Origin of the sequence: Nitrosomonas sp. (genome assembly GCF_020852615.1) — a bacterium.
GTDB lineage: Bacteria > Pseudomonadota > Gammaproteobacteria > Burkholderiales > Nitrosomonadaceae > Nitrosomonas.
This window is the reverse complement of sequence record NZ_JADZAJ010000040.1, coordinates 1-19,354: the sequence shown is the minus strand read 5'-3', so window position 1 is coordinate 19,354 and position 19,354 is coordinate 1. Positions and strand designations below refer to the sequence as shown.

Here is a 19,354-nt window from a genome sequence, read left to right as displayed (position 1 = left end):
AGCATGTACAAAACATACGCCATATGGACAGGAATCGCACTGTTCGCCTGCAATGAAGCCTTTGCCCGGTCAGAGGAACAAACAGATAACAGGAATATTCCAAGCGTAAGAATGAAGGAAATCACGGTCAGCAGTGAGGCCTTCGCCGTTCCCAACGAACGATTGCTGCTGGACACGCCCACGACTACCGGCAGCCGTCTTGGATTGACCCCGCGTGAAACCCCTGCCTCCATCAATATCATTGATCGCGCTACCTTTGAGTTACGCGGGGCGCAAACGACTCAGCAAATCCTGGAGCGCTCTCCCGGGATAACCGTCTCCGATCAGCCCGGCTCTGCCGGAACCGTTTGCATGCGCGGCTTCTGCGGTACTCAAATCACCCAGCTGTTCAACGGAATTACTGTGCAGTACGACGTCGTTGCCGCTCGCCCGATCGATAGCTGGCTTACCGAACGCGTGGAGATCCTGGGCGGGCCATCGAGCTTTCTCTATGGCCAGGGAGCCGTGGGAGGATCCGTCAATTACATTAGCCGGACTGCCAATCGTGATCAGCAGGGCCATGAATCCCTCATCCTGCTCGGATCGTGGCTGAACCGGCGTGCAGCTTACGGCTATAACGGACGTATCGGCGATACGGATAACTGGCTGCAGGTGCATGCCGGTTACAAGGGTTCAAACGGCTATGTCGACAAAACGCAGCATAATTCCGGTGTTTTTTCATTTTCCCTGTTAAGCGACCTGACCAGCCGGATTTCCAACACGATAGCCATCGAATATCAGAAAGAAGCACGCGAGGCATACTGGGGAACACCGCTATTAAACCCTGTTACAGCAGGCAAATATGATCCGGAAACCCGTTTCAAAAACTATAACGCCGAAAACCCCGTTTTTGATCAGCAGGTCATCTGGGTGCGGGATATTGTGGATTTTCACCTGAGTGAGGCGACACAGGCCCGAAATACCTTCTACTGGTATGACGCCGGCCGCCAGTACAAAAACGTGGAAGTCTATCGCTGGAACGCCACCAATACACGTATCAACCGATCGGCTTCTTTCGCAACCGACCACAAACAAAATCTGATCGGCAATCGCCTGGAGCTCTCTCATCAGCAGAATCTGTTCGGGCTCCCTGCAAAATGGCTGGCAGGAACTGATATTGCATTCAATGACCAGACCCGTTTCCCCAGCACGGAGAGTGGACTGGCCGTCGATACGATCGATCCTTACAATTTTACTGTTGGCGATTATTTCGATAATCCAAGGGCAAGCGGTCCGATCAAGGATCGCCGCAACAAGCTGTTTACGGTTGCGGGCTATGCCGAAAACCAGTTGACGCTGCTCTCCGGGCTGAATCTTGTAAGTGGAATCCGAGTTGATCATATTGAACTGGATTCCAGAAAATACACCCCGCCAACAGCTACAGAACCTGTCTCTTTTTCACGCAGCTGGACACCGGTTACCTGGCGGGCAGGTTTTGTCTACGATGTCACGGACAGTTTCAACTTTTATACCCAGTACAGTACGGCCGCTTCCCCTCCCGGGAGCATTCTGACCACCTCCAACTTTAGCAGCATTCGTGATTTCAGCCTGAGCACGGGTAAACAAATTGAAGGCGGAATGAAATTCGATTTCTGGGAAAAGCGTGGAACTGCAACAATTGCCGGCTATTACCTGCAGCGCAGGAACATATCGACCAGAGACCCTGATAATCCGGCCAGTGTCATCCCCATCGGGGCACAATCTTCACGCGGCGTGGAGATCAATCTTGGCGTCCGTTTATCCCCGCAATGGCATTTCCAGGGCAACATGGCCTATGTTGATGCCCGTTACGACGATTTCAACGAACTGGCAAATGGTATCAGTGTTTCCCGTAAAGGGAACCGGCCGGAAAATGTTGCCAAATGGGTAGCCAATACCTGGCTGAGCTGGAATTTTCATCCGGATTTCCAGTGGATGCTGGCGACACGATACGTGGGTGATCGTTATGCCAATGCGGCAAATACCATACCCGTCAAACCTCACATTCGCCTGGACACACAAATTGCCTGGCAGGCGCACCGCAACGCGAGAATCATTGGCCGAATCATGAATCTGACCAATACCGATTACATCGAATGGGCCACTTCCACGCCTATGTATCTGATCGGCGCTCCCAGAAGCTATGAGGTCGCAGTAAAACTCGACTTTTGATAAATGAAGCTCATTGTTCAACTGCAATGAGGCAGCCATTCCGGTTCCGGCTTTTATACGGATTTCAGGCAATAAAAAACCCAGTTGAGTTTAACTGGGTTTGCTGTAATGGTGCCCGGGGCCGGAATCGAACCGGCACGGACGTTGAGGTCCGAGGGATTTTAAGTCCCTTGTGTCTACCAATTTCACCCCCCGGGCTATTGCGAAGCTGGAGGCTAACGTTGCTAAATGGAGGCGGGGGTCGGAATCGAACCGGCGTAGACGGCTTTGCAGGCCGCTGCATAACCACTCTGCCACCCCGCCATAAACTAATTGAAACGTCGCCTGTATACGACGCCAAAACTGAAAATTTAACGTGGACTAAGAAATGTCGAAGAATACGACATAAAAACTGGAGCGGGAAACGAGACTCGAACTCGCGACCCCGACCTTGGCAAGGTCGTGCTCTACCAACTGAGCTATTCCCGCAACTTATACCGGCCTAACCCCGGATTTGCCTCTCGACAGAAGAGGCGATTATAGAGACCCTCCTGATTTTGTCAAGAATAATGGTTTGTCGTTTCTGTTAGCGTAAAGCAGTGTATTTTACTGTTTCAAATCATTCAAATGATTCATGCTTTCCAAGATAGCGCCATTTTCCTTCCGGCAGGTCAGACAAGCGGATTTTACCAATCCGTACGCGCTTCAGCCCAATTACATTCAGCCCGACCAGCTCGCACATACGCCGGATCTGCCGTTTTTTTCCTTCCTGTAAAACGAAACGGAGCTGATCCTGATTCAGCCAGCTCACTTTCGCCGGTTTCAGCACCTGGCCGTCGAGCCGCAAGCCGTGGTTAAGCAAAGCCAGTCCCTCACGAGTCAGATTTCCGGCCACTCGTACCAGATATTCCTTTTCAATTTGCGAGTGCTCCCCGATCAACTGTTTGGCAATACGGCCATCCTGGGTAAATACCAGCAGCCCCTGTGAATCAATATCAAGCCGACCGGCCGGTGCAAGATTTTTAAGATGCTGCGGCGAAAATCTCCGCGCAGAAAGGTCTTGCTGAAAGCGGGAATCATGATTGATCAGGCTGACAGCAGGTTTATAACCAGGCTCGGGCTGACCGGATACGTAGCCAACCGGTTTGTTCAGAAAAATGGTCACCTGCTCATTCTGTTTTTCCTGAGCAGCCCGGTTAAGCGTAATCTTCTGCCCGGAATAAACCTTTGTCCCCAGTTCACGGACCTGCTGCCCATCCACATACACCCAACCCTGTTCAATATAAACATCTGCTTCTCTGCGTGAACACATTCCCTGCGCAGACATTAGCTTGGACAAGCGGATTTTTTCCATCAATCAACCTGGAAGGCTGCTTATAAAAAATGACGAGCTACCTGTTCTAACCCTGTTTATCCCTTACAGGCAGGCGCCAGATAAACATGAACAGGATGGCAGCCAGTAAAACCAGCATGCTTTTTAATCCCCAGGAAGGAACGATCAGAATGGAGCTCCCAAAAGAAAGCAACATCACCAGATACGCCCAGTGTTTAACCTTGCGTGTCACACTGCGGTACTGACACCACTCCTGAATAATCGGGCCTGCAACACGGTGACTGAGCAGATAGCCGTGAAACCGACCGGAACTGCGCGCAAAGCAGCCTGCTGCCAGCAAAATGAACGGGGTGGTAGGTAATATTGGCAGAAATATCCCCAGTATTCCCATAAACAGGGCGGTTATGCCTATGCTGAGATAAAGCCAGCGCATAACAGGCGAATCATGCAGCTGCAGCAAGTGGATGCCTGCTGCTGACCGGTTTACTGTTTTATCAAAGTCGGATGACACGATACACCTCCCGCAAACAACCCAGGAAACCTAAATATCAATATTTTTTGCACGCAGAGCATTACTTTCGATAAATGCGCGGCGTGGTTCAACCACATCTCCCATTAACGTGGTAAAAATTTCATCAGTCAGGATACTGTCCTCGATCTGTGCTCGCAGCAGTCGACGATTACCCGGGTCCATCGTCGTTTCCCACAATTGTTCGGGATTCATTTCCCCCAGCCCTTTATAGCGCTGGATAGAAATCCCTTTTTTGGCTTCTTCCAGCAACCATTCCAGTGCTTCCCTGAATTCCAGGACGGCTACCTCCTGTTCACCACGCCTGATTTTCGCACCTTCCCCTATCAGACCCTGCAACACCTGCGCTGCCTGCTTAATTCTGGTGAAGTCACCACTTTGCAGAAAATGATCATCCAGATAGCTGATACGCAGATTCCCGTGCTGCCTGCGAATGATCCTGAGCCGGTAGCACTCTGAATCCTCATCATATTCAGCATGGATTTCAACATCGTCCAGCAGAACTGACAGTCTGGCAGCACTCTCCTGTGCAACAACTTCTGAACCCAGATCAATATCCGGCTGCTTAAGCAGCGCATGTAAAACAGTTCGGTCGATCAGGCGGCTCATCCGTTCAATAACTGCTTCGGCCAGCAAATATTCATCTGCAATTTTTGCCAGTGTTTCACCGGTAATTGGCGGATTATTCGTCCCCGTATGCAGCTCTGCACCCACCAGAGCCAGGCCAAGGATGTAACGTTTCAGCTCGTAATCATCCTTCAGGTAGCGCTCCTGCTTGCCATGCTTGATTTTGTACAGCGGTGGCTGTGCGATGTAAATATGCCCGCGCTCAATCAGCTCAGGCATCTGGCGGTAGAAGAAAGTCAACAGCAGTGTCCGGATATGCGAGCCGTCCACATCCGCGTCAGTCATGATGATAATGCGATGGTAGCGCAGTTTATCGGGGTTATATTCATCCTTGCCAATGCCGGTTCCCAGCGCCGTTATCAGGGATACGATCTCCTGGGAAGAAATCAGCTTGTCAAAACGGGATTTCTCGACATTCAGTATTTTTCCCTTAAGCGGCATAATCGCCTGGAATTTGCGATCGCGCCCCTGCTTGGCAGAACCGCCGGCAGAATCTCCCTCCACCAGATAAAGCTCGCATAATTTGGGATCTTTTTCCTGGCAGTCGGCAAGTTTGCCGGGTAATCCCATACTATCCAGCACTCCTTTTCTGCGTGTCAGTTCACGCGCTTTTCTGGCGGCTTCCCTCGCTCTGGCAGCTTCAATAATCTTGTTACAGATAATTTTGGCCTCATTCGGATTTTCCTCCAGGAAATCAGAGAGCTTCTGCGTAACGATTTCTTCTACCACCGGGCGCACCTCCGATGACACCAGTTTTTCCTTGGTCTGGGATGAAAACTTGGGCTCGAACAGTTTGACTGACAGCACGCAAGTCATCCCTTCACGCATATCATCCCCGGTCGTATCCACTCTGGCTTTTTTAGCCAGTTCGTTTTTCTCGATGTAATTGTTGAGTGTCCGTGTCATGGCGGCACGCAATCCGGTTAAATGGGTGCCGCCATCCTTTTGGGGAATGTTGTTGGTAAAACATAGTACCTGTTCAGCATAGCTGTCGTTCCACTGCATCGCAATTTCAACAGTGATATTGTCCTTTAACCCTTTAGCATAAAAGATACCGGGGTGCAACACGGTTTTACTGCGGTTAATGTACTCAACAAAATTGCGGATTCCACCGGTAAAGGCAAAAACTTCTTCCCGGTTATCACGCTGATCCGTCAGTCTGATTCTGATGCCATGATTGAGAAAAGAGAGTTCACGCAACCGCCTGGCAAAAATATCGTAATGGTAGGTAACATCACCAAAAACAGACTGGCTGGCAAGAAAATGGACTTCAGTACCGTGTTTTTCACTCTGACCAATCACTTTCAGAGGAGCAACAGCCACCCCGTCGCGAAACTCCATCTGGTGAACATGGCCGTTACGACGAATGGTCAGGCGTAACCATTCAGATAAGGCATTTACCACAGATACTCCCACACCGTGCAATCCGCCGGATACTTTGTAGGAATTGTCATCAAACTTTCCACCCGCATGCAGCTCGGTCATCACAATTTCAGCAGCTGAACGTTTCAGCTCGTCATCCTGTTTGATGTCGGTCGGAATTCCCCGGCCGTTATCATGAATACTGATGGAATTATCCGTGTGGATAGTGACTGAAATATCGTCGCAATATCCGGCCAGTGCCTCGTCAATGGCATTATCGAGAACCTCAAATACCATATGATGCAAACCAGTACCATCGCTGGTATCCCCGATGTACATTCCCGGGCGTTTGCGCACAGCATCCAGTCCTTTCAGGATTTTAATGCTGTCCGAATTGTAGTCACGTTGGCCGTTATCGGTTTTTTTAGCAGATTCAGACTGATTTGTATTCATGCTTGCAGTTATCTCTTTTTTAATGTCCGGTAAATACTGGTAAAGCAATCAGGGATCTTCTGAAAAATGTCGGTGATGACAGTACAGCCAGTTTTTCAGAGAATTCCCGGGGCTTAAATCATTCGCGCATCGGCATCAATACATGCCTGAACTGATCATTATCCGGTAACGTAATCAGAACGGCACTTTGCATGCTTTCAAATGAACATCTGATTTGCTCGCTGTCCAGGTTATTCAGCACTTCCATCAGATAAACAATATTGAAACTGGTATCAATTGTTTCATTCGAGTAGACAATCTCGATTTCTTCCTGTGCTTCTTCCTGTTCTTTGTTTCTGGCTGAAATGTGCAGTTTTCCGCTTGTAATATTCAGGTGGACGTTACGAAACAGATCGTTACCACTGTAAATAACTGCCGTGCGCTGAAGTGCATGCAGGAAATCCAGCCGGTTTATATCAAACTGGAAAGCGCTTGTTTGCGGAATGGCGCGTTTGAAATCCAGAAATTTCCCGGAAACCACTTTGGAAAACAGCACAACATCCGAAAAACGGAAACATATTTTTTTCGGATAAATCTCGATTACTGCCGGCCTGTCACTGTCTTCCAGCTGTCTGATCAGTTCCAGTACGGTTTTACGCGGAACGATGGTCTCGGACATTTCGAAACGCTCATCAAGCATGATCGAAGTGACTCCCAGCCTGTGGGTATCCGTAGCAGCCAGTGTCAGTCTGTTATCTTCAATCAGCAGCAGTAACCCGTTCAGATAGTAACGCAAATCCTGCTGCGCCATGGCATGTGCCACCTGTTGCAGATGTTTTTTCAGAGTCTGCTGGGGCAGTGTATACACAATGCGGCAAGGTTCGTTGTCCCTGACCATTCTTGGAAAGTCTTCCGCCGGGAGCAGTTGCAGGCTGAAACGGCTTTTTCCGGAAACAATCTGTAAGCGGTTTTCCGATTGGGTCAGCTCGATTGCCGTACCGGCTGGCAGGGCACGCAGTATGTCCTGCAGTTTTCTGACAGAAACTGTCGTTCGCAGCGTACCCTGATTTTCCAGCTCGGGAATGCCGGAACTGACCTCGGCTTCGATTTCCAGGTCAGTGGTAACCAGTGTCAGCTTACCGTCTCTGATATCGATCAGCGTATTTAAGAGTATGGGCAGGGTGTGTCTGCGTTCCACGATACCACTCACTGTCTGCAACGGTTCAAACAGCAGATTACGATCAGTTATTGTTAATTTCATTTATTTAAAGAACTAAATAATAGTTAATCAGTGAAGTTAATCGGGATAAGTCAAAAACAGTTTATATTTTAACCAGTTATGCTGAAAATGAGTTCTGTATGATTCCAGTATGGCCTGTGGATAAAATGTGAATGGAATTTCACAACCAGAAAATTGTTCAGGTTATCCACAAGTTATTCAAGTTTGTTACACAGCTGCTGTTACATAACCGTCTCATCTGCGCTATCCACGCAAAATATGCATCAGTGCGTTGAAATCCCGGTTGATTACCGGATCGGAAGTACGCAGTTCAACGATTTTCCGGTGGGCATGCAACACGGTCGTATGATCTCTTCCACCGAATGCTTCACCGATATCAGGCAGACTTAACTGGGTCAGTTCCTTGGCAATCGCCATTGCAACCTGACGGGGGCGGGCGATGGCCCTGACACGTTTTTTTGAATACATGTCAGCTACTTTGATTTTGTAATAATCGGCAACCGTTTTCTGGATGTTTTCAATCGAAATTTGCCGATTTTGGACAGCCAGTAAATCTTTTAATGCTTCCTTCGCCAGTTCAAGGGAAATCGGATGGCCGGTAAAACGTGAATAAGCCAGGATTCGTTTCAGTGCCCCTTCCAGTTCCCGGACATTGGAACGGATATGTTTGGCAACGAAAAAAGCCGTATTTTCATCCAGCCCGATTTTTTCAGCGAGTGCCTTTTTCAACAGAATGGCGACACGCATTTCCAGCTCGGGTGGCTCGATTGCTACTGTTAATCCCCAGCCAAAACGGGATACCAGGCGTTCTTCCAGTCCGGAAATTTCCTTTGGATAGCAGTCTGACGTAATGACGACCTGTTTATGTGCTTCGATCAGTGCGTTAAACGCGTAAAAGAATTCTTCCTGTGTCCGGTTTTTTCCGCTGAAAAACTGGACATCGTCCACCAGCAGCAAATCAAGCGAGTGATAGTAAAGTTTGAATTTATCGAATGATTTGTGCTGATAAGCGCTGACGACATCTGACACGTATTTTTCAGCATGAACGTAACGGACTTTGGCGTCCGGATTTAATTCCAGCACGCAGTTACCGATTGCCTGCATCAGATGGGTTTTACCCAGCCCGACGCCACCATAAATAAATAACGGGTTGTAGGCGATACCCGGTCGCTCCGCAACCTGTATGGCGCCTGCGCGTGCCAGCTGATTGGCTTTGCCTGTAACAAGCGCATCAAAGGTGAAACCGGGGTTAAGCTGGCTGGGACTGGCTTTTTTACTGACAATGCCCTGTGGTTTTTCAGCCACCGGTTTTCTGTCCTCTTTATTTTCCCTGTTTTTTCGTGCTGCCGTTTTGACTGGAGTCGTTTCAGCTTCTGCCGGTTCACGCAGTTCCAGCCTGAAATCGACTTCTTCATTAAAATGAGCCCGCGCCATTTCGTCGATTCGGGTGATAAAGTTATCCTTGATCCATTGCAATACGAAACGGTTGGGTGCAATCAAAACCAGGATATTTTCCTCATCCGGAGAAGCTTCCAGCTTGAGTGGCTTGATCCAGGTATTGAACTGCTGCCCGTTCAGTTCCTGCTTGAAATGTTTGAGACAGAAATGCCAGAAAGCTTCTATTTTCTGCATGACGAATACGTGAAACAGGTTCAGCTTACAAAAATGTGTCAGTGAACCTGGAAAAACCTGAGAGGAAAAACAAACGGTTAAGTGTGGCGGTAGCGCATACGGTTTTATTCCAACAGCCCGTCAGGGCAGGAATGGATTTATTCTTCTGCCAGCCGGGTAGTATAAAGAAGTTTTCTGATGAAGGTTACCTTATTCATTAAAATCACTAAAACCCGGTTTTTTAACAATAAAATTATTCTGAAAACAATAACTGATCTCATTATCATCTGCCATATCCATACAGTTTTGCCTGATTATTGCTTTATGCATACGGGCAAGGTGTGATAAAAAGCAATCTTTACGAAAAAATTCTGGAAAGTTCCTCTGATTTCAGAGAAATTCCATCTGATTAATGACATTTTCATCTCCGCAAATTACACAAGTTTTTTTACTGTCCTGTCAATGTGTTAGCAAGCTATTGCCTAATATTTCTCCAATGCTGGCTGTCCGGTATCTGGTCTTTTTTACGCTGATCTTTACTGTTTTTTTTGCTGCTGCAGAAAATCAGCCTGCGGCAGTTAATGCCGATGCCATACGTGCGCAACTGGGAAAAAATTCCGGAGACGGGATGAATGAAGCTGAGCTGACAGAACTGCGACGTTTTTATTCGCAGCGGAACTATCAGCCGGTCTGGAGTCAGGCTGAAAATGCCCGCGCTTTTCTGGATATGGCGCTGATCCTGATTGGTAAAGCTGACGAAGAAGGGTTGGACAGCGGCGATTACCACATTGAAGTGTTACACCGTCTGCGCGATGAATCCCCTGTTTCCCTTGCGCTTGAACTGGGTACAACCCGTTCCCTGCTGGCACTGGCGCATGATATGTATCGCGGCCGGCTGAAAGCGACGTCAGCTGATCCGGACTGGTACATTCCGCAACCACCGTTCGATTCAGCAGATTTTCTGCAGCAAAGCGTTGCTTCCGTCAATCCGGGCGGGCTGGAGCGGGCCTTTGCAGGCCTGCCGCCTGATATGCCGCAATACCGGGCATTGAAACAGCAGTTTTCCCGGCTGCAGAATCAGGTGGCTGCCGGTACGAAGTGGACGCAGATTCCGGACAATATTCCCTCGCTTCATCCACAAACCCGGCATGCTGCCATCCCGCTGATACGCCGGCGTATCAGCCAGGCATATGGTGTTTTTGAAAAACCGGAGTACGACATCGCCGGTAATGACAGCAGCGATTTTTACGATAACCGGCTGGAGACGGCGATCAGAACCCTGCAGCGTCAGTACGGACTGAACGCGGATGGTGTCATCGGAAAAAATACCCGGCAGGCATTGAACATGTCAGCAGTTGAACAGCTTCAGCAGTTACGCATTACGCTGGAACGGCTGCGCTGGTTGCCCAGAAAACTGGGCAGCCGGTATATTCTGGTTAACATCGCCGGGTTTAACCTGACCGCAGTTCACGATAACGAGCGTGTGCTTGAAATGCGTATCGTCGTTGGACGTGATTACCGTTCCACACCGAGTTTCAGCAGCCGGATTTCACACCTGATTCTCAACCCGTACTGGAATGTTCCGGCGAGCATTGCTGCCAAGGACTTGTTACCCAAGCAAAGGCACAATCCGAATTTTTTTACTTCCGAAGGAATCCGGGTATTTTCGGACAGCCGTCATGAATTTGAACTGGATCCGTACGCTATTGACTGGAGTTCAGCGGGCCGCTCTTTTCCCTACACCCTGCGCCAGGAACCCGGCCGGAAAAATGCACTGGGTACCATTAAATTCATGTTTCCCAATCCATTCAGTATCTATTTGCACGATACTCCTTCCAAATCACTGTTCCAGAAGGATATTCGCACTTTCAGCTCGGGCTGCATCCGCCTGGAAAAACCGTTGAATCTGGCTGAGTTTGTGCTGGGGGCGGCTTTTTCAAAAGCTGCTATTCAGGAAAAAATCGACAGCGGCAAGACACAAACCGTGCATTTGCCTGAACCGGTTTCCATTTATCTGTTGTACCTGACCGCCTGGAGTGATGAGCAGGGTGAAGTTTATTTTTCATCTGATGTCTACGGGCGCGACAGGCGGGCACTGACTTATGCCCGCTGGCTTCAGCCGGAGCCGCACCTGTCACAATCTTTTTAATCTGGCACGATCATGGAGAATAACAATGTCCAAACTTATCATTGCTGATAATCTGGAAATGCTTACCGGGCAGGGTGCCACCCGCCGCCGCCTGCTGCAGGCCGGTTTAGGTGCCTGCACACTGTTTGTTATGCCGGCAGTTAACGCTGCCTATTCCCCTCGTATTTACGAAAAACGGGTGTCTTTGTTAAACATGCACACGGGCGAAAGAATCAGAACCGCCTACTGGGAAAAAGGAAGATATATTCCCGGTGCGCTGAAGGAAATTGCAAAAGTGTTGCGCGACCACCGCTCCGGTGAGCGCCACCCGATTGATCCAAGATTGCTCGATCTGATACAGCATCTGCAGGGCAAGATCGGCAGTTCCAGGGAATTTCAGGTTGTTTCGGCCTATCGTTCACCGGCCACCAATGCCGCCCTTTCAGCGCGAAGCCACGGTGTGGCCAAGCATAGCCTGCACATGCAGGGCAAAGCGATCGACATTCGCCTGCCCGGTGTTCCGCTCCATACGTTGCGCCGTGCAGCGATGTCGATGCACGCTGGCGGGGTGGGCTACTACCCGGAATCGAATTTCATCCACGTCGATACCGGTAACGTTCGCTACTGGTAACCCCCATTTCTTCCGGCACAGCGCGGGACAGCTGTGCCGGGGATTCATGCAGACCGGCCTACAGTATGTTGACCGGTACTTTCAGATACACGGTACCGTTATCCTCGGCGGGCGGCATTTGTCCCGCACGCACATTGACCTGAACCGATGGCAGGATCAGTACCGGCATCCCCAGTGTGGCATCGCGTGCAGTACGCATTTTCACAAATTCATCCTCACTGATACCGTCGTGCACATGGATGTTGTGCGCCCGTTCGTCAGCGACCGTGCTTTCCCACTGAACCGGACGGTCGCCGGGAGGATAGTCGTGGCACATAAACAGCCTTGTTTGCGGCGGATAGTTATCCAGCAGCTTGCGGATGGAACGGTAAAGTGCTCGCGCATCGCCGCCGGGAAAATCAGCACGGGCTGTTCCCACATCCGGCATAAACATTGTATCTCCGATAAAAATGGCATCTTCAAACTGGTAAGCCAGATCAGCCGGCGTGTGACCGGGAACAAAAATTGCCTTGCCTGTCAGTTCACCAACCTTAAAGATATCTCCATCATCAAACAGATGATCGAACTGTGATCCGTCCGGCTGGAAATCCGGCCCCATGTTGAACAGTTTTTTGAATACCTGCTGCACACCGGGAATGTTGTTGCCGATTGCCGTTTTTCCGCCCAGTTCCTGTTTGAGATAATGTGCGGAAGAAAGATGATCGGCATGGGCATGGGTTTCAAGGATCCAGTTCACTGTCAGATTTTTCGAGCGGATAAACCTGATCAGCACATCGGCAGAATGGTGTTTCGTCCGGCCGGATTTAGGGTCGTAATCAAGCACCGGGTCAATAATGGCGCAACACCCGCCCGGTTTGTCAAACACGACGTAGCTGACTGTCCAGGTAACCGGATCAAAAAATGCTTGAATATTGGGCTGCATCATCGGCTCCTTATGATATTTACCGTATTTGTATTCACACAACTTAATATGTAAAATATTAAACTATCAAAATGTATAGTGTATTAATACAATTTATCTGTCAAGGAGGAAAAATTCATGGTCGACTGGCAATCGTTTACACCTGTCAGTGCATTTGCCGGTGGTGTGATTATTGGCCTGGCAACGGCGATACTGCTGCTTCTGGCCGGCCGGATCGCAGGTATATCCGGAATCATCGGGGGGCTGATCGAATTGCGCAAGGGGGATATTGCCTGGCGAGCAGCCTTTGTCAGCGGATTATTGCTTGCCCCGTGGCTATGGCGCTGGGCAGGAGAATTACCCCCGATCCGCATTGAAACGGGTGATGCACTGCTTGCACTGGCCGGCCTGGCTGTCGGTATCGGAACCCGCTACGGTTCAGGTTGTACCAGTGGCCATGGTGTCTGTGGCATGTCTCGCCTTTCACCGCGCTCGATGGTGGCAACGTTTTTGTTTATGACCGCGGGAATGGCCGTGGTTTATATTATTCGTCACAGTCTGGGGTAAATACATCATGCTTATACCGCTCATCGCACTGTTTTCCGGTCTGATTTTTGGTTTGGGCCTGATCCTGTCGGGCATGACCGACCCCGCGAAAGTACTGGCTTTTCTGGATATTACCGGGCAATGGGATCCCACGCTGATGTTCGTCATGCTGGGTGCCGTCAGTGTCGGGTTCTTCGCTTTCAGGATAGCAAAGCAGCGCGGTCAGACTGTTTTTTCAGCACCGATCCAGCTGCCCGGAAAACGCACGGTCGATTTGCGTCTGGTCACCGGCAGCCTGTTGTTTGGTATCGGTTGGGGACTGTCGGGGATCTGTCCCGGACCGGGGCTGATCATGGCAGCATCAGGCGAGACGGGCGGCATCATCTTCGTACTTGCCATGCTGCTCGGCATGTTCATTTTTGATTTGCTGGAAAGGCGCCATCAGGCAAATTTGAATTCAAATCATCGACAACGGGAAGTTATTGAAACAAAATGACGGATTCATACGTGCAACCGGATTTTCTGATCATGCCGGAAAAAAAGGCTTCTGCAGCGCAAGCCTGTTCCATACTGAAAATTCTGGCTAACGAAGATCGACTGATGATTCTGTGCCAACTGGTTGAGGGGAAAAAAAATGTTGGTGAACTGGAACAGCTGCTGGGCATCCGGCAGCCTACCTTGTCACAGCAACTTACCATCTTGCGGGATGAAAAGCTGGTTTCGACAGAACGCCAGGGAAAATACATTTATTACAGCATCGCCAGTACGGAAGCGGTGCAGATCATGAATACGCTGTTTAGTCTCTACTGCCGGAAAGCAGATCGCCAGTCACCGGATAGCACCGGTAATAACGGGTAATCAGGCGGTTCGGCAACCTTCACCCGGAAATTTCATCTCTAAACAAGGAGAAAACACCATGAGCAGTACTTCTGAAACAAGCTGGAAAAAGCTGGATGAAAAAATAGCGGTCTCAGGTCAGATCAGCGTGGATGATGTGGCAGCAATTGCTGCAGCCGGCTACAAATCCATCATTTGCAATCGTCCTGACGGGGAAGGAGGAGAAAACCAGCCTGCCAGCACTGAGCTGGAAAATGCGGCGAAAGCAGCAGGGTTGCAGTTTGCTTATTTGCCGGTGGCAATCGGGCAGGTTTCAGATGAAAAATGCTCTGCTTTTCATCAACTGATGGCAACTTTACCCGGGCCGGTACTGGCATTCTGCAATTCGGGCAACCGTGCCCGCGCACTGTATAACCGTGATGCAGGCACAGCCGCTGCCCCCGCCCCCGTTTCTGCCGCCTGTGACTGGGAACATACGGCTGATGAGGCTGCAGCCGGATCAGCATCAGCACCGGTATCAACCGGGGAGACTTCCCGGCCTGCAGCTGCAGATCGGCCATCTGCAGTGACACCTGCCTGTAACTGGGGCAATGCTTTTGATGTCGTGGTGGTGGGGGGAGGCTCTGCCGGTCTTGGTGTGACGGCCAGCCTGCTGCGCCGGCGTTCTTCACTGCGCATTGCCATTATCGAACCCAATGACAAACATTATTACCAGCCCGCCTGGACGCTGGTCGGTGGCGGTGCATATGCGATTAACGATACCGTGCGCAATACAGCGGATGTTATCCCGCGCGGTGCGGAATGGATCCAGGCGGAAGTCTCCGGATTTTCACCCAGCGAAAACCTGGTTCATCTGGCTGATGGCCGTACCATTGGCTACCAGCAGCTGGTCGTATGCCCCGGTATTCGCCTGGCCTGGGAGAAAATCGAAGGCGCCAGGGAAACGCTCGGTAAAAATGGCGTAACGTCCAACTACCAGTTTGATCTGGCGCCCTACACCTGGTCGCTGACACAGGATCTTAAGGGCGGCAGAGCGCTGTTTACACAGCCTCCCATGCCGATCAAATGTGCGGGTGCACCACAAAAAGCAATGTATTTATCGTGTGATTACTGGCAGCGCCAGGGTGTACTGGACAAAATCGAAGTGGAATTCGATTCAGCCGGAGCCGTGCTGTTCGGTGTGGCTGATTTTGTACCGCCACTGATGGAATATGTGCAGAAATATCACGCCAGCCTGGTTTTTAATTCCAATCTGGTCAAGGTTAACGGTCCGGAGAAGATTGCCACTTTCGAAATTAAAGATGCAGCCGGGGCAGTCACGCGTGTGGATAAACCTTTTGATATGCTGCACATCACACCGCCGCAGGCAGCACCGGATTTCCTGCGCGACAGCCCGCTGGCAGATGCCAGCGGTTTCTGTGAAGTCAATGCAAAAACCCTGCAGCATACCCGTTTTGCCAACATTTTCTCACTGGGCGATGCCTGTTCTTCTCCCAACACCAAGACGGCAGCAGCAGTCAGAAAACAGGTGGTCATTGTTGCCGAGAATCTGCTGGCAGCGAAAGAAGGCCGTGAACTTCGTGCGATTTATGACGGGTACGGTGCCTGCCCGCTGACGGTTGAAAATGGCAAGGTTGTGCTGGCTGAATTTGGTTTTGGCGGCAAACTGTTGCCAACGTTTCCGCTTAACCCGACGATTGCCAGAAAGTTGTACTGGTGGTTCAAAGTCAGGCTTTTTCCGTGGGTATACTGGGATTGCCTGCTGAAAGGGCGTGAATGGCTGACCGGCTCCACCGAGGCAAAATAAGCCTTCATGGAAATCCAGTGGCCCGGCCTGTTACCTGGGGTTCTTACCGGGTTCGTGCTGGGGCTGACCGGCTCGGGAGGGGCCATCATTGCGGTCCCGCTGCTGGTTTTTGGTCTGCAGGCAACCGTTGCAGAGGCTGCACCGGTTGCCTTGCTGTCAGTCGCCGTATCAGCAACGGTTGCCACCTGCGTCGCTTTCCGGCAGGGAATTGTCCGCTACCGGGCAGCCGGTCTGATCGCGACTGCCGGGATGCTGGTTTCACCGGCCGGGATATGGATTGCCCGGCAACTGCCTGATACATTGCTGACAGTATTATTTTCCGCAGTGCTGGCTTTTGCGGCCGGGTATATGTTTCGGCAAAGTAAACGGGCCATGCAGACAGCGCCATCGGAAGCGGCGATATATCCGCCCTGTCTGCTCAATCTGGAAAGTGGCCGCCTGATCTGGACCATTCCCTGCGCCAGAGGATTGCTGCTGTCAGGTGTGGCGACTGGCTTTTTGTCCGGGCTGCTTGGTGTCGGGGGTGGGTTCATCACCATCCCCGCACTTAAAAAAGTATCGAATCTGCCCATGAAATCGCTGATAGCCACTGCACTTGCCATCACCGCGCTGATTTCTGTTACCGGTGTTGTTTCGGCTGCTTCCATGGGGTTCATGAACTGGCCGCTTGCGTTACCTTTCACTGCCGGGACTGTCGCCGGCACACTGATTGGCAAGCAATATGCTCACCGTTTTGATGAAGCGAGGTTACAGCATGGTTTTGCCTTGCTGGCCTGGGGTATTTCACTCAGTATGATCGTCAAAGTGGCTTATACGGTTTACGCATCCCACTTTTCCACCTGCGCATGACTGAAAAGAGCGTACAAACCACGGACGAGAAATTCCGCATTGATAAATGGTTGTTTGCTGCACGTTTTTACAAGACACGCTCACTGGCAGCGGATGCAGTTGAACGCGGGCAGGTGCAGATCAACGGTATGCGCGCCAAGCCTTCCAGAATCCTGAATGCGGGTGATCTGCTCAATATTCGCATTGGCCCTTATCACCATCAGATAAGGGTGCTGGCCTTGTCTAACCAGCGCCGATCTGCCACGGAAGCTCGCGTGCTTTATCAGGAAACCGAAGAAAGCCGGCAGGCACGGGAAATTCTGGCGGAAAACCTCAAATCACAGCAGCCTGCGCCGCGTTATGCCGGCAAAGGCAGGCCCACCAAGCGCGCCCGGCGTAATCTGGATCGCTTCACGGGTGAAGCATGATTTTGCCATGACCGCGCACCTGACAGCACCTGCCCGGACACTGCTCAAGGAAATTTTTGGTTACAGCGAATTTCGTGGTCAGCAGGCCGAAATCATCACCCATGTCGTAAACGGGGGGCATTGTCTGGTACTGATGCCGACCGGCGGTGGCAAATCATTGTGTTACCAGCTTCCGGCATTGTTAAGAAACGGCGTGGGTATCGTTATTTCACCACTGATTGCGCTAATGGAAAATCAGGTGGCCGTGTTGCGTGAGCGCGGTGTGCGGGCGGCGTATCTCAATTCTGCACTCGTGCCGGAAGCGGCTGAAGCTGTTGAACAGAAGATGCTGGCGGGAGAGTACGATCTGGTTTACGTTGCGCCGGAAAGACTGCTGACCGCCCGCTTCCATGCATTACTGCAGCGCATCGCCATCTCCCTGTTTGCCATTGATGAAGCGCATTGTGTTTCCCAGTGGGGGCACGATTTTCGCCCGGAATACGGCAGGCTTTCGGTTTTGCCGCAACAATTTCCACAAGTGCCGCGTATTGCCCTGACTGCCAGTGCAGATGCCAGAACGCGCGCGGACATACTGCGCTGCCTTGATTTGCATCAGGCGCGCACATTCATCAGCAGTTTTGACCGCCCCAATCTGTGCTATCGCATCACTGCCAGGTCCAACGGCCGGATGCAGCTGCTCAACTTCATCCGCAACCAGCATCCCGGAGAGGCAGGCATCGTCTATTGTCAATCCCGCAGAAAAGTCGAGGAAACAGCAGCGTGGCTCAATACCAATCAAATTCCGGCACTTGCCTATCATGCCGGTATGGAAGCACCCGTACGCACCCGGCACCAGAAAAAGTTTCTGCAGCAGACAGGTTGGGTCATGGTCGCCACGTCTGCGTTTGGACTGGGCATTGACAAACCCGATGTCCGTTTTGTTGCTCACCTGGATCTGCCCAAAAGTATCGAAAGCTATTATCAGGAAACCGGCCGTGCCGGTCGTGACGGGCTGCCCGCCAACGCCTGGATGGTTTACGGACCGGGCGATATTATCCGTCTGCGGTCACAGATTGAATCTGCCACAGAACAGCGGTCAATCCTTGTCAGACAGGCAGCGACCACCCGGCTGGACGCCCTGCTGGCGCTGTGTGAAACCACTATGTGTCGCAGAAGATCATTGCTGGATTATTTTGGCGAACCCCCTGCTTCGAGCGATGAATCGGCATGCGGCAACTGTGATGCCTGCCTGGCAACCGTTCCTGTTCAGGATGTGACGATCGCCGCCCAGAAAGCGCTGTCCTGTGCTTACCGGACAGGCCAGTGTTTCGGTACAGAATATCTGATTGATATTCTGACCGGAAAACAGACAGACCGGATCAGGCAATGGGGGCACGATCGCATCAGCACATTTGGCATTGGCTGCGAATTAAGCAGCGAAGGCTGGCGAATTGTATTCAGACATCTGCTGGCACTGGGCTACCTCATTGCGGGTGAAGATCGTGCAGGTGGGGAACGGATCGCCCTGCAACTGACACCTGCCGCCAGAAACCTGCTACGTGGAGAAATCCGCGTAAAACTGCGGCTTTCATCCCGCCATCATGCCCCGCCCCACCGGCAGGCACATCCGGATTTATCCGCGCCGGACAGATGTGAAATCCGGTAAATACAATCCTTGCGAAGCCCGTCGGGCCGCAGCAATCTGCAGTAATCCGTTCTTTTCTAATTTATGCATGACAAAAAAGCAGGATTTTTACAGCGATAGCAAGAGTGTTGCAATAACACAACATAATTTGAGATCGGGAGCGTAAAAAACCGGTTTTGTGTTGCACAACATAGTCTGCTTGGGCACAATCCGTCCAAGCCTTCTGACCGGAAGGTGTGAAATAAACAACACACCCGGTCGGTTTGGAACAGAAGTAGTGGAAGAATGTAGGAAGCGCGGTATTACGATCTACCTTTATTG

The 19,354-nt window shown here is 50.9% G+C and carries 17 protein-coding genes and 3 tRNA genes; 10 read left to right on the top strand and 10 right to left on the bottom strand.

What is annotated here, in order from left to right; all coding sequences use genetic code 11:
• Nucleotides 1-3: 3 nt before the first annotated feature.
• Nucleotides 4-2,190: a TonB-dependent siderophore receptor gene (locus tag IT527_RS09340; RefSeq protein ID WP_292968291.1), complete on the top strand. Its 2,187-nt coding sequence runs from the start codon at nt 4-6 to the stop codon at nt 2,188-2,190.
• 109 nt (nt 2,191-2,299) lie between these two features.
• Here the strand turns inward: IT527_RS09340 and IT527_RS09335 are convergent.
• From IT527_RS09335 to dnaA, 8 genes are all read right to left on the bottom strand, one after another.
• A tRNA-Leu gene (locus IT527_RS09335) sits at nt 2,300-2,388 on the bottom strand.
• A 31-nt stretch (nt 2,389-2,419) separates the two neighbouring features.
• Nucleotides 2,420-2,493: transfer RNA gene (locus IT527_RS09330), tRNA-Cys, on the bottom strand.
• 89 nt (nt 2,494-2,582) lie between these two features.
• Nucleotides 2,583-2,658, bottom strand: a tRNA-Gly gene (locus tag IT527_RS09325).
• 130 nt (nt 2,659-2,788) lie between these two features.
• Nucleotides 2,789-3,523, bottom strand: coding sequence for an rRNA pseudouridine synthase (locus tag IT527_RS09320; protein ID WP_292968289.1), 735 nt, complete (start codon nt 3,521-3,523; stop codon nt 2,789-2,791).
• 46 nt (nt 3,524-3,569) lie between these two features.
• On the bottom strand, nt 3,570-4,013 hold the full coding sequence (locus IT527_RS09315; RefSeq protein WP_292968287.1) for a YbaN family protein: 444 nt from the start codon (nt 4,011-4,013) through the stop codon (nt 3,570-3,572).
• A gap of 30 nt (nt 4,014-4,043) precedes the next feature.
• The gene (gene gyrB / locus IT527_RS09310; RefSeq protein WP_292968285.1) at nt 4,044-6,473 is read right to left on the bottom strand and encodes a DNA topoisomerase (ATP-hydrolyzing) subunit B; all 2,430 of its coding nucleotides are present in this window, start codon (nt 6,471-6,473) and stop codon (nt 4,044-4,046) included.
• Between the two features lie 118 nt (nt 6,474-6,591).
• Nucleotides 6,592-7,713 carry a DNA polymerase III subunit beta gene (gene dnaN / locus IT527_RS09305; RefSeq protein WP_292968283.1) on the bottom strand — a complete coding sequence of 374 codons (1,122 nt, stop codon included), beginning with the start codon at nt 7,711-7,713 and terminating at the stop codon, nt 6,592-6,594.
• Between the two features lie 222 nt (nt 7,714-7,935).
• The gene (gene dnaA / locus IT527_RS09300) at nt 7,936-9,324 is read right to left on the bottom strand and encodes a chromosomal replication initiator protein DnaA (protein WP_292968281.1); all 1,389 of its coding nucleotides are present in this window, start codon (nt 9,322-9,324) and stop codon (nt 7,936-7,938) included.
• A gap of 457 nt (nt 9,325-9,781) precedes the next feature.
• On the opposite strand from dnaA, the gene IT527_RS09295 reads away from it, so the two are divergent.
• Nucleotides 9,782-11,452 carry a L,D-transpeptidase family protein gene (locus tag IT527_RS09295; RefSeq protein ID WP_292968278.1) on the top strand — a complete coding sequence of 557 codons (1,671 nt, stop codon included), beginning with the start codon at nt 9,782-9,784 and terminating at the stop codon, nt 11,450-11,452.
• 25 nt (nt 11,453-11,477) lie between these two features.
• The gene (locus tag IT527_RS09290; protein WP_292968275.1) at nt 11,478-12,062 is read left to right on the top strand and encodes a DUF882 domain-containing protein; all 585 of its coding nucleotides are present in this window, start codon (nt 11,478-11,480) and stop codon (nt 12,060-12,062) included.
• A gap of 58 nt (nt 12,063-12,120) precedes the next feature.
• Here the strand turns inward: IT527_RS09290 and IT527_RS09285 are convergent, their stop codons facing one another.
• Nucleotides 12,121-12,984 (bottom strand): MBL fold metallo-hydrolase, encoded by an 864-nt coding sequence (locus IT527_RS09285; protein ID WP_292968312.1) that lies wholly within the window; start codon nt 12,982-12,984, stop codon nt 12,121-12,123.
• 117 nt (nt 12,985-13,101) lie between these two features.
• Between IT527_RS09285 and IT527_RS09280 the strand changes: the two genes are divergently transcribed.
• The 7 genes from IT527_RS09280 to recQ are packed head-to-tail and all read left to right on the top strand — an operon-like array spanning nt 13,102 to nt 19,054.
• A complete protein-coding gene (locus tag IT527_RS09280; RefSeq protein ID WP_292968273.1) occupies nt 13,102-13,530 on the top strand; it encodes a YeeE/YedE family protein in 429 nt (142 codons plus the stop codon).
• Between the two features lie 7 nt (nt 13,531-13,537).
• Nucleotides 13,538-14,005 carry a YeeE/YedE family protein gene (locus IT527_RS09275; protein WP_292968271.1) on the top strand — a complete coding sequence of 156 codons (468 nt, stop codon included), beginning with the start codon at nt 13,538-13,540 and terminating at the stop codon, nt 14,003-14,005.
• On the top strand, nt 14,002-14,367 hold the full coding sequence (locus IT527_RS09270; protein ID WP_292968269.1) for a metalloregulator ArsR/SmtB family transcription factor: 366 nt from the start codon (nt 14,002-14,004) through the stop codon (nt 14,365-14,367). The genes IT527_RS09275 and IT527_RS09270 overlap by 4 nt, the downstream gene beginning before the upstream one ends.
• A gap of 58 nt (nt 14,368-14,425) precedes the next feature.
• Entirely contained in the window at nt 14,426-16,153 is a 1,728-nt protein-coding gene (locus IT527_RS09265) for a bifunctional protein tyrosine phosphatase family protein/NAD(P)/FAD-dependent oxidoreductase (protein WP_292968267.1), read from the top strand.
• 6 nt (nt 16,154-16,159) lie between these two features.
• Nucleotides 16,160-17,002 carry a sulfite exporter TauE/SafE family protein gene (locus IT527_RS09260; protein ID WP_292968265.1) on the top strand — a complete coding sequence of 281 codons (843 nt, stop codon included), beginning with the start codon at nt 16,160-16,162 and terminating at the stop codon, nt 17,000-17,002.
• Nucleotides 16,999-17,409: an RNA-binding S4 domain-containing protein gene (locus tag IT527_RS09255; RefSeq protein WP_292968263.1), complete on the top strand. Its 411-nt coding sequence runs from the start codon at nt 16,999-17,001 to the stop codon at nt 17,407-17,409. Before IT527_RS09260 ends, IT527_RS09255 begins: the two co-directional genes overlap by 4 nt.
• A gap of 7 nt (nt 17,410-17,416) precedes the next feature.
• Nucleotides 17,417-19,054, top strand: coding sequence for a DNA helicase RecQ (gene recQ, locus IT527_RS09250; protein ID WP_292968308.1), 1,638 nt, complete (start codon nt 17,417-17,419; stop codon nt 19,052-19,054).
• Between the two features lie 61 nt (nt 19,055-19,115).
• Here recQ and IT527_RS09245 read toward each other — a convergent pair.
• A partial coding sequence (locus IT527_RS09245; protein WP_292968261.1) for a hypothetical protein occupies nt 19,116-19,354 on the bottom strand: 239 nt, incomplete at its 5' end.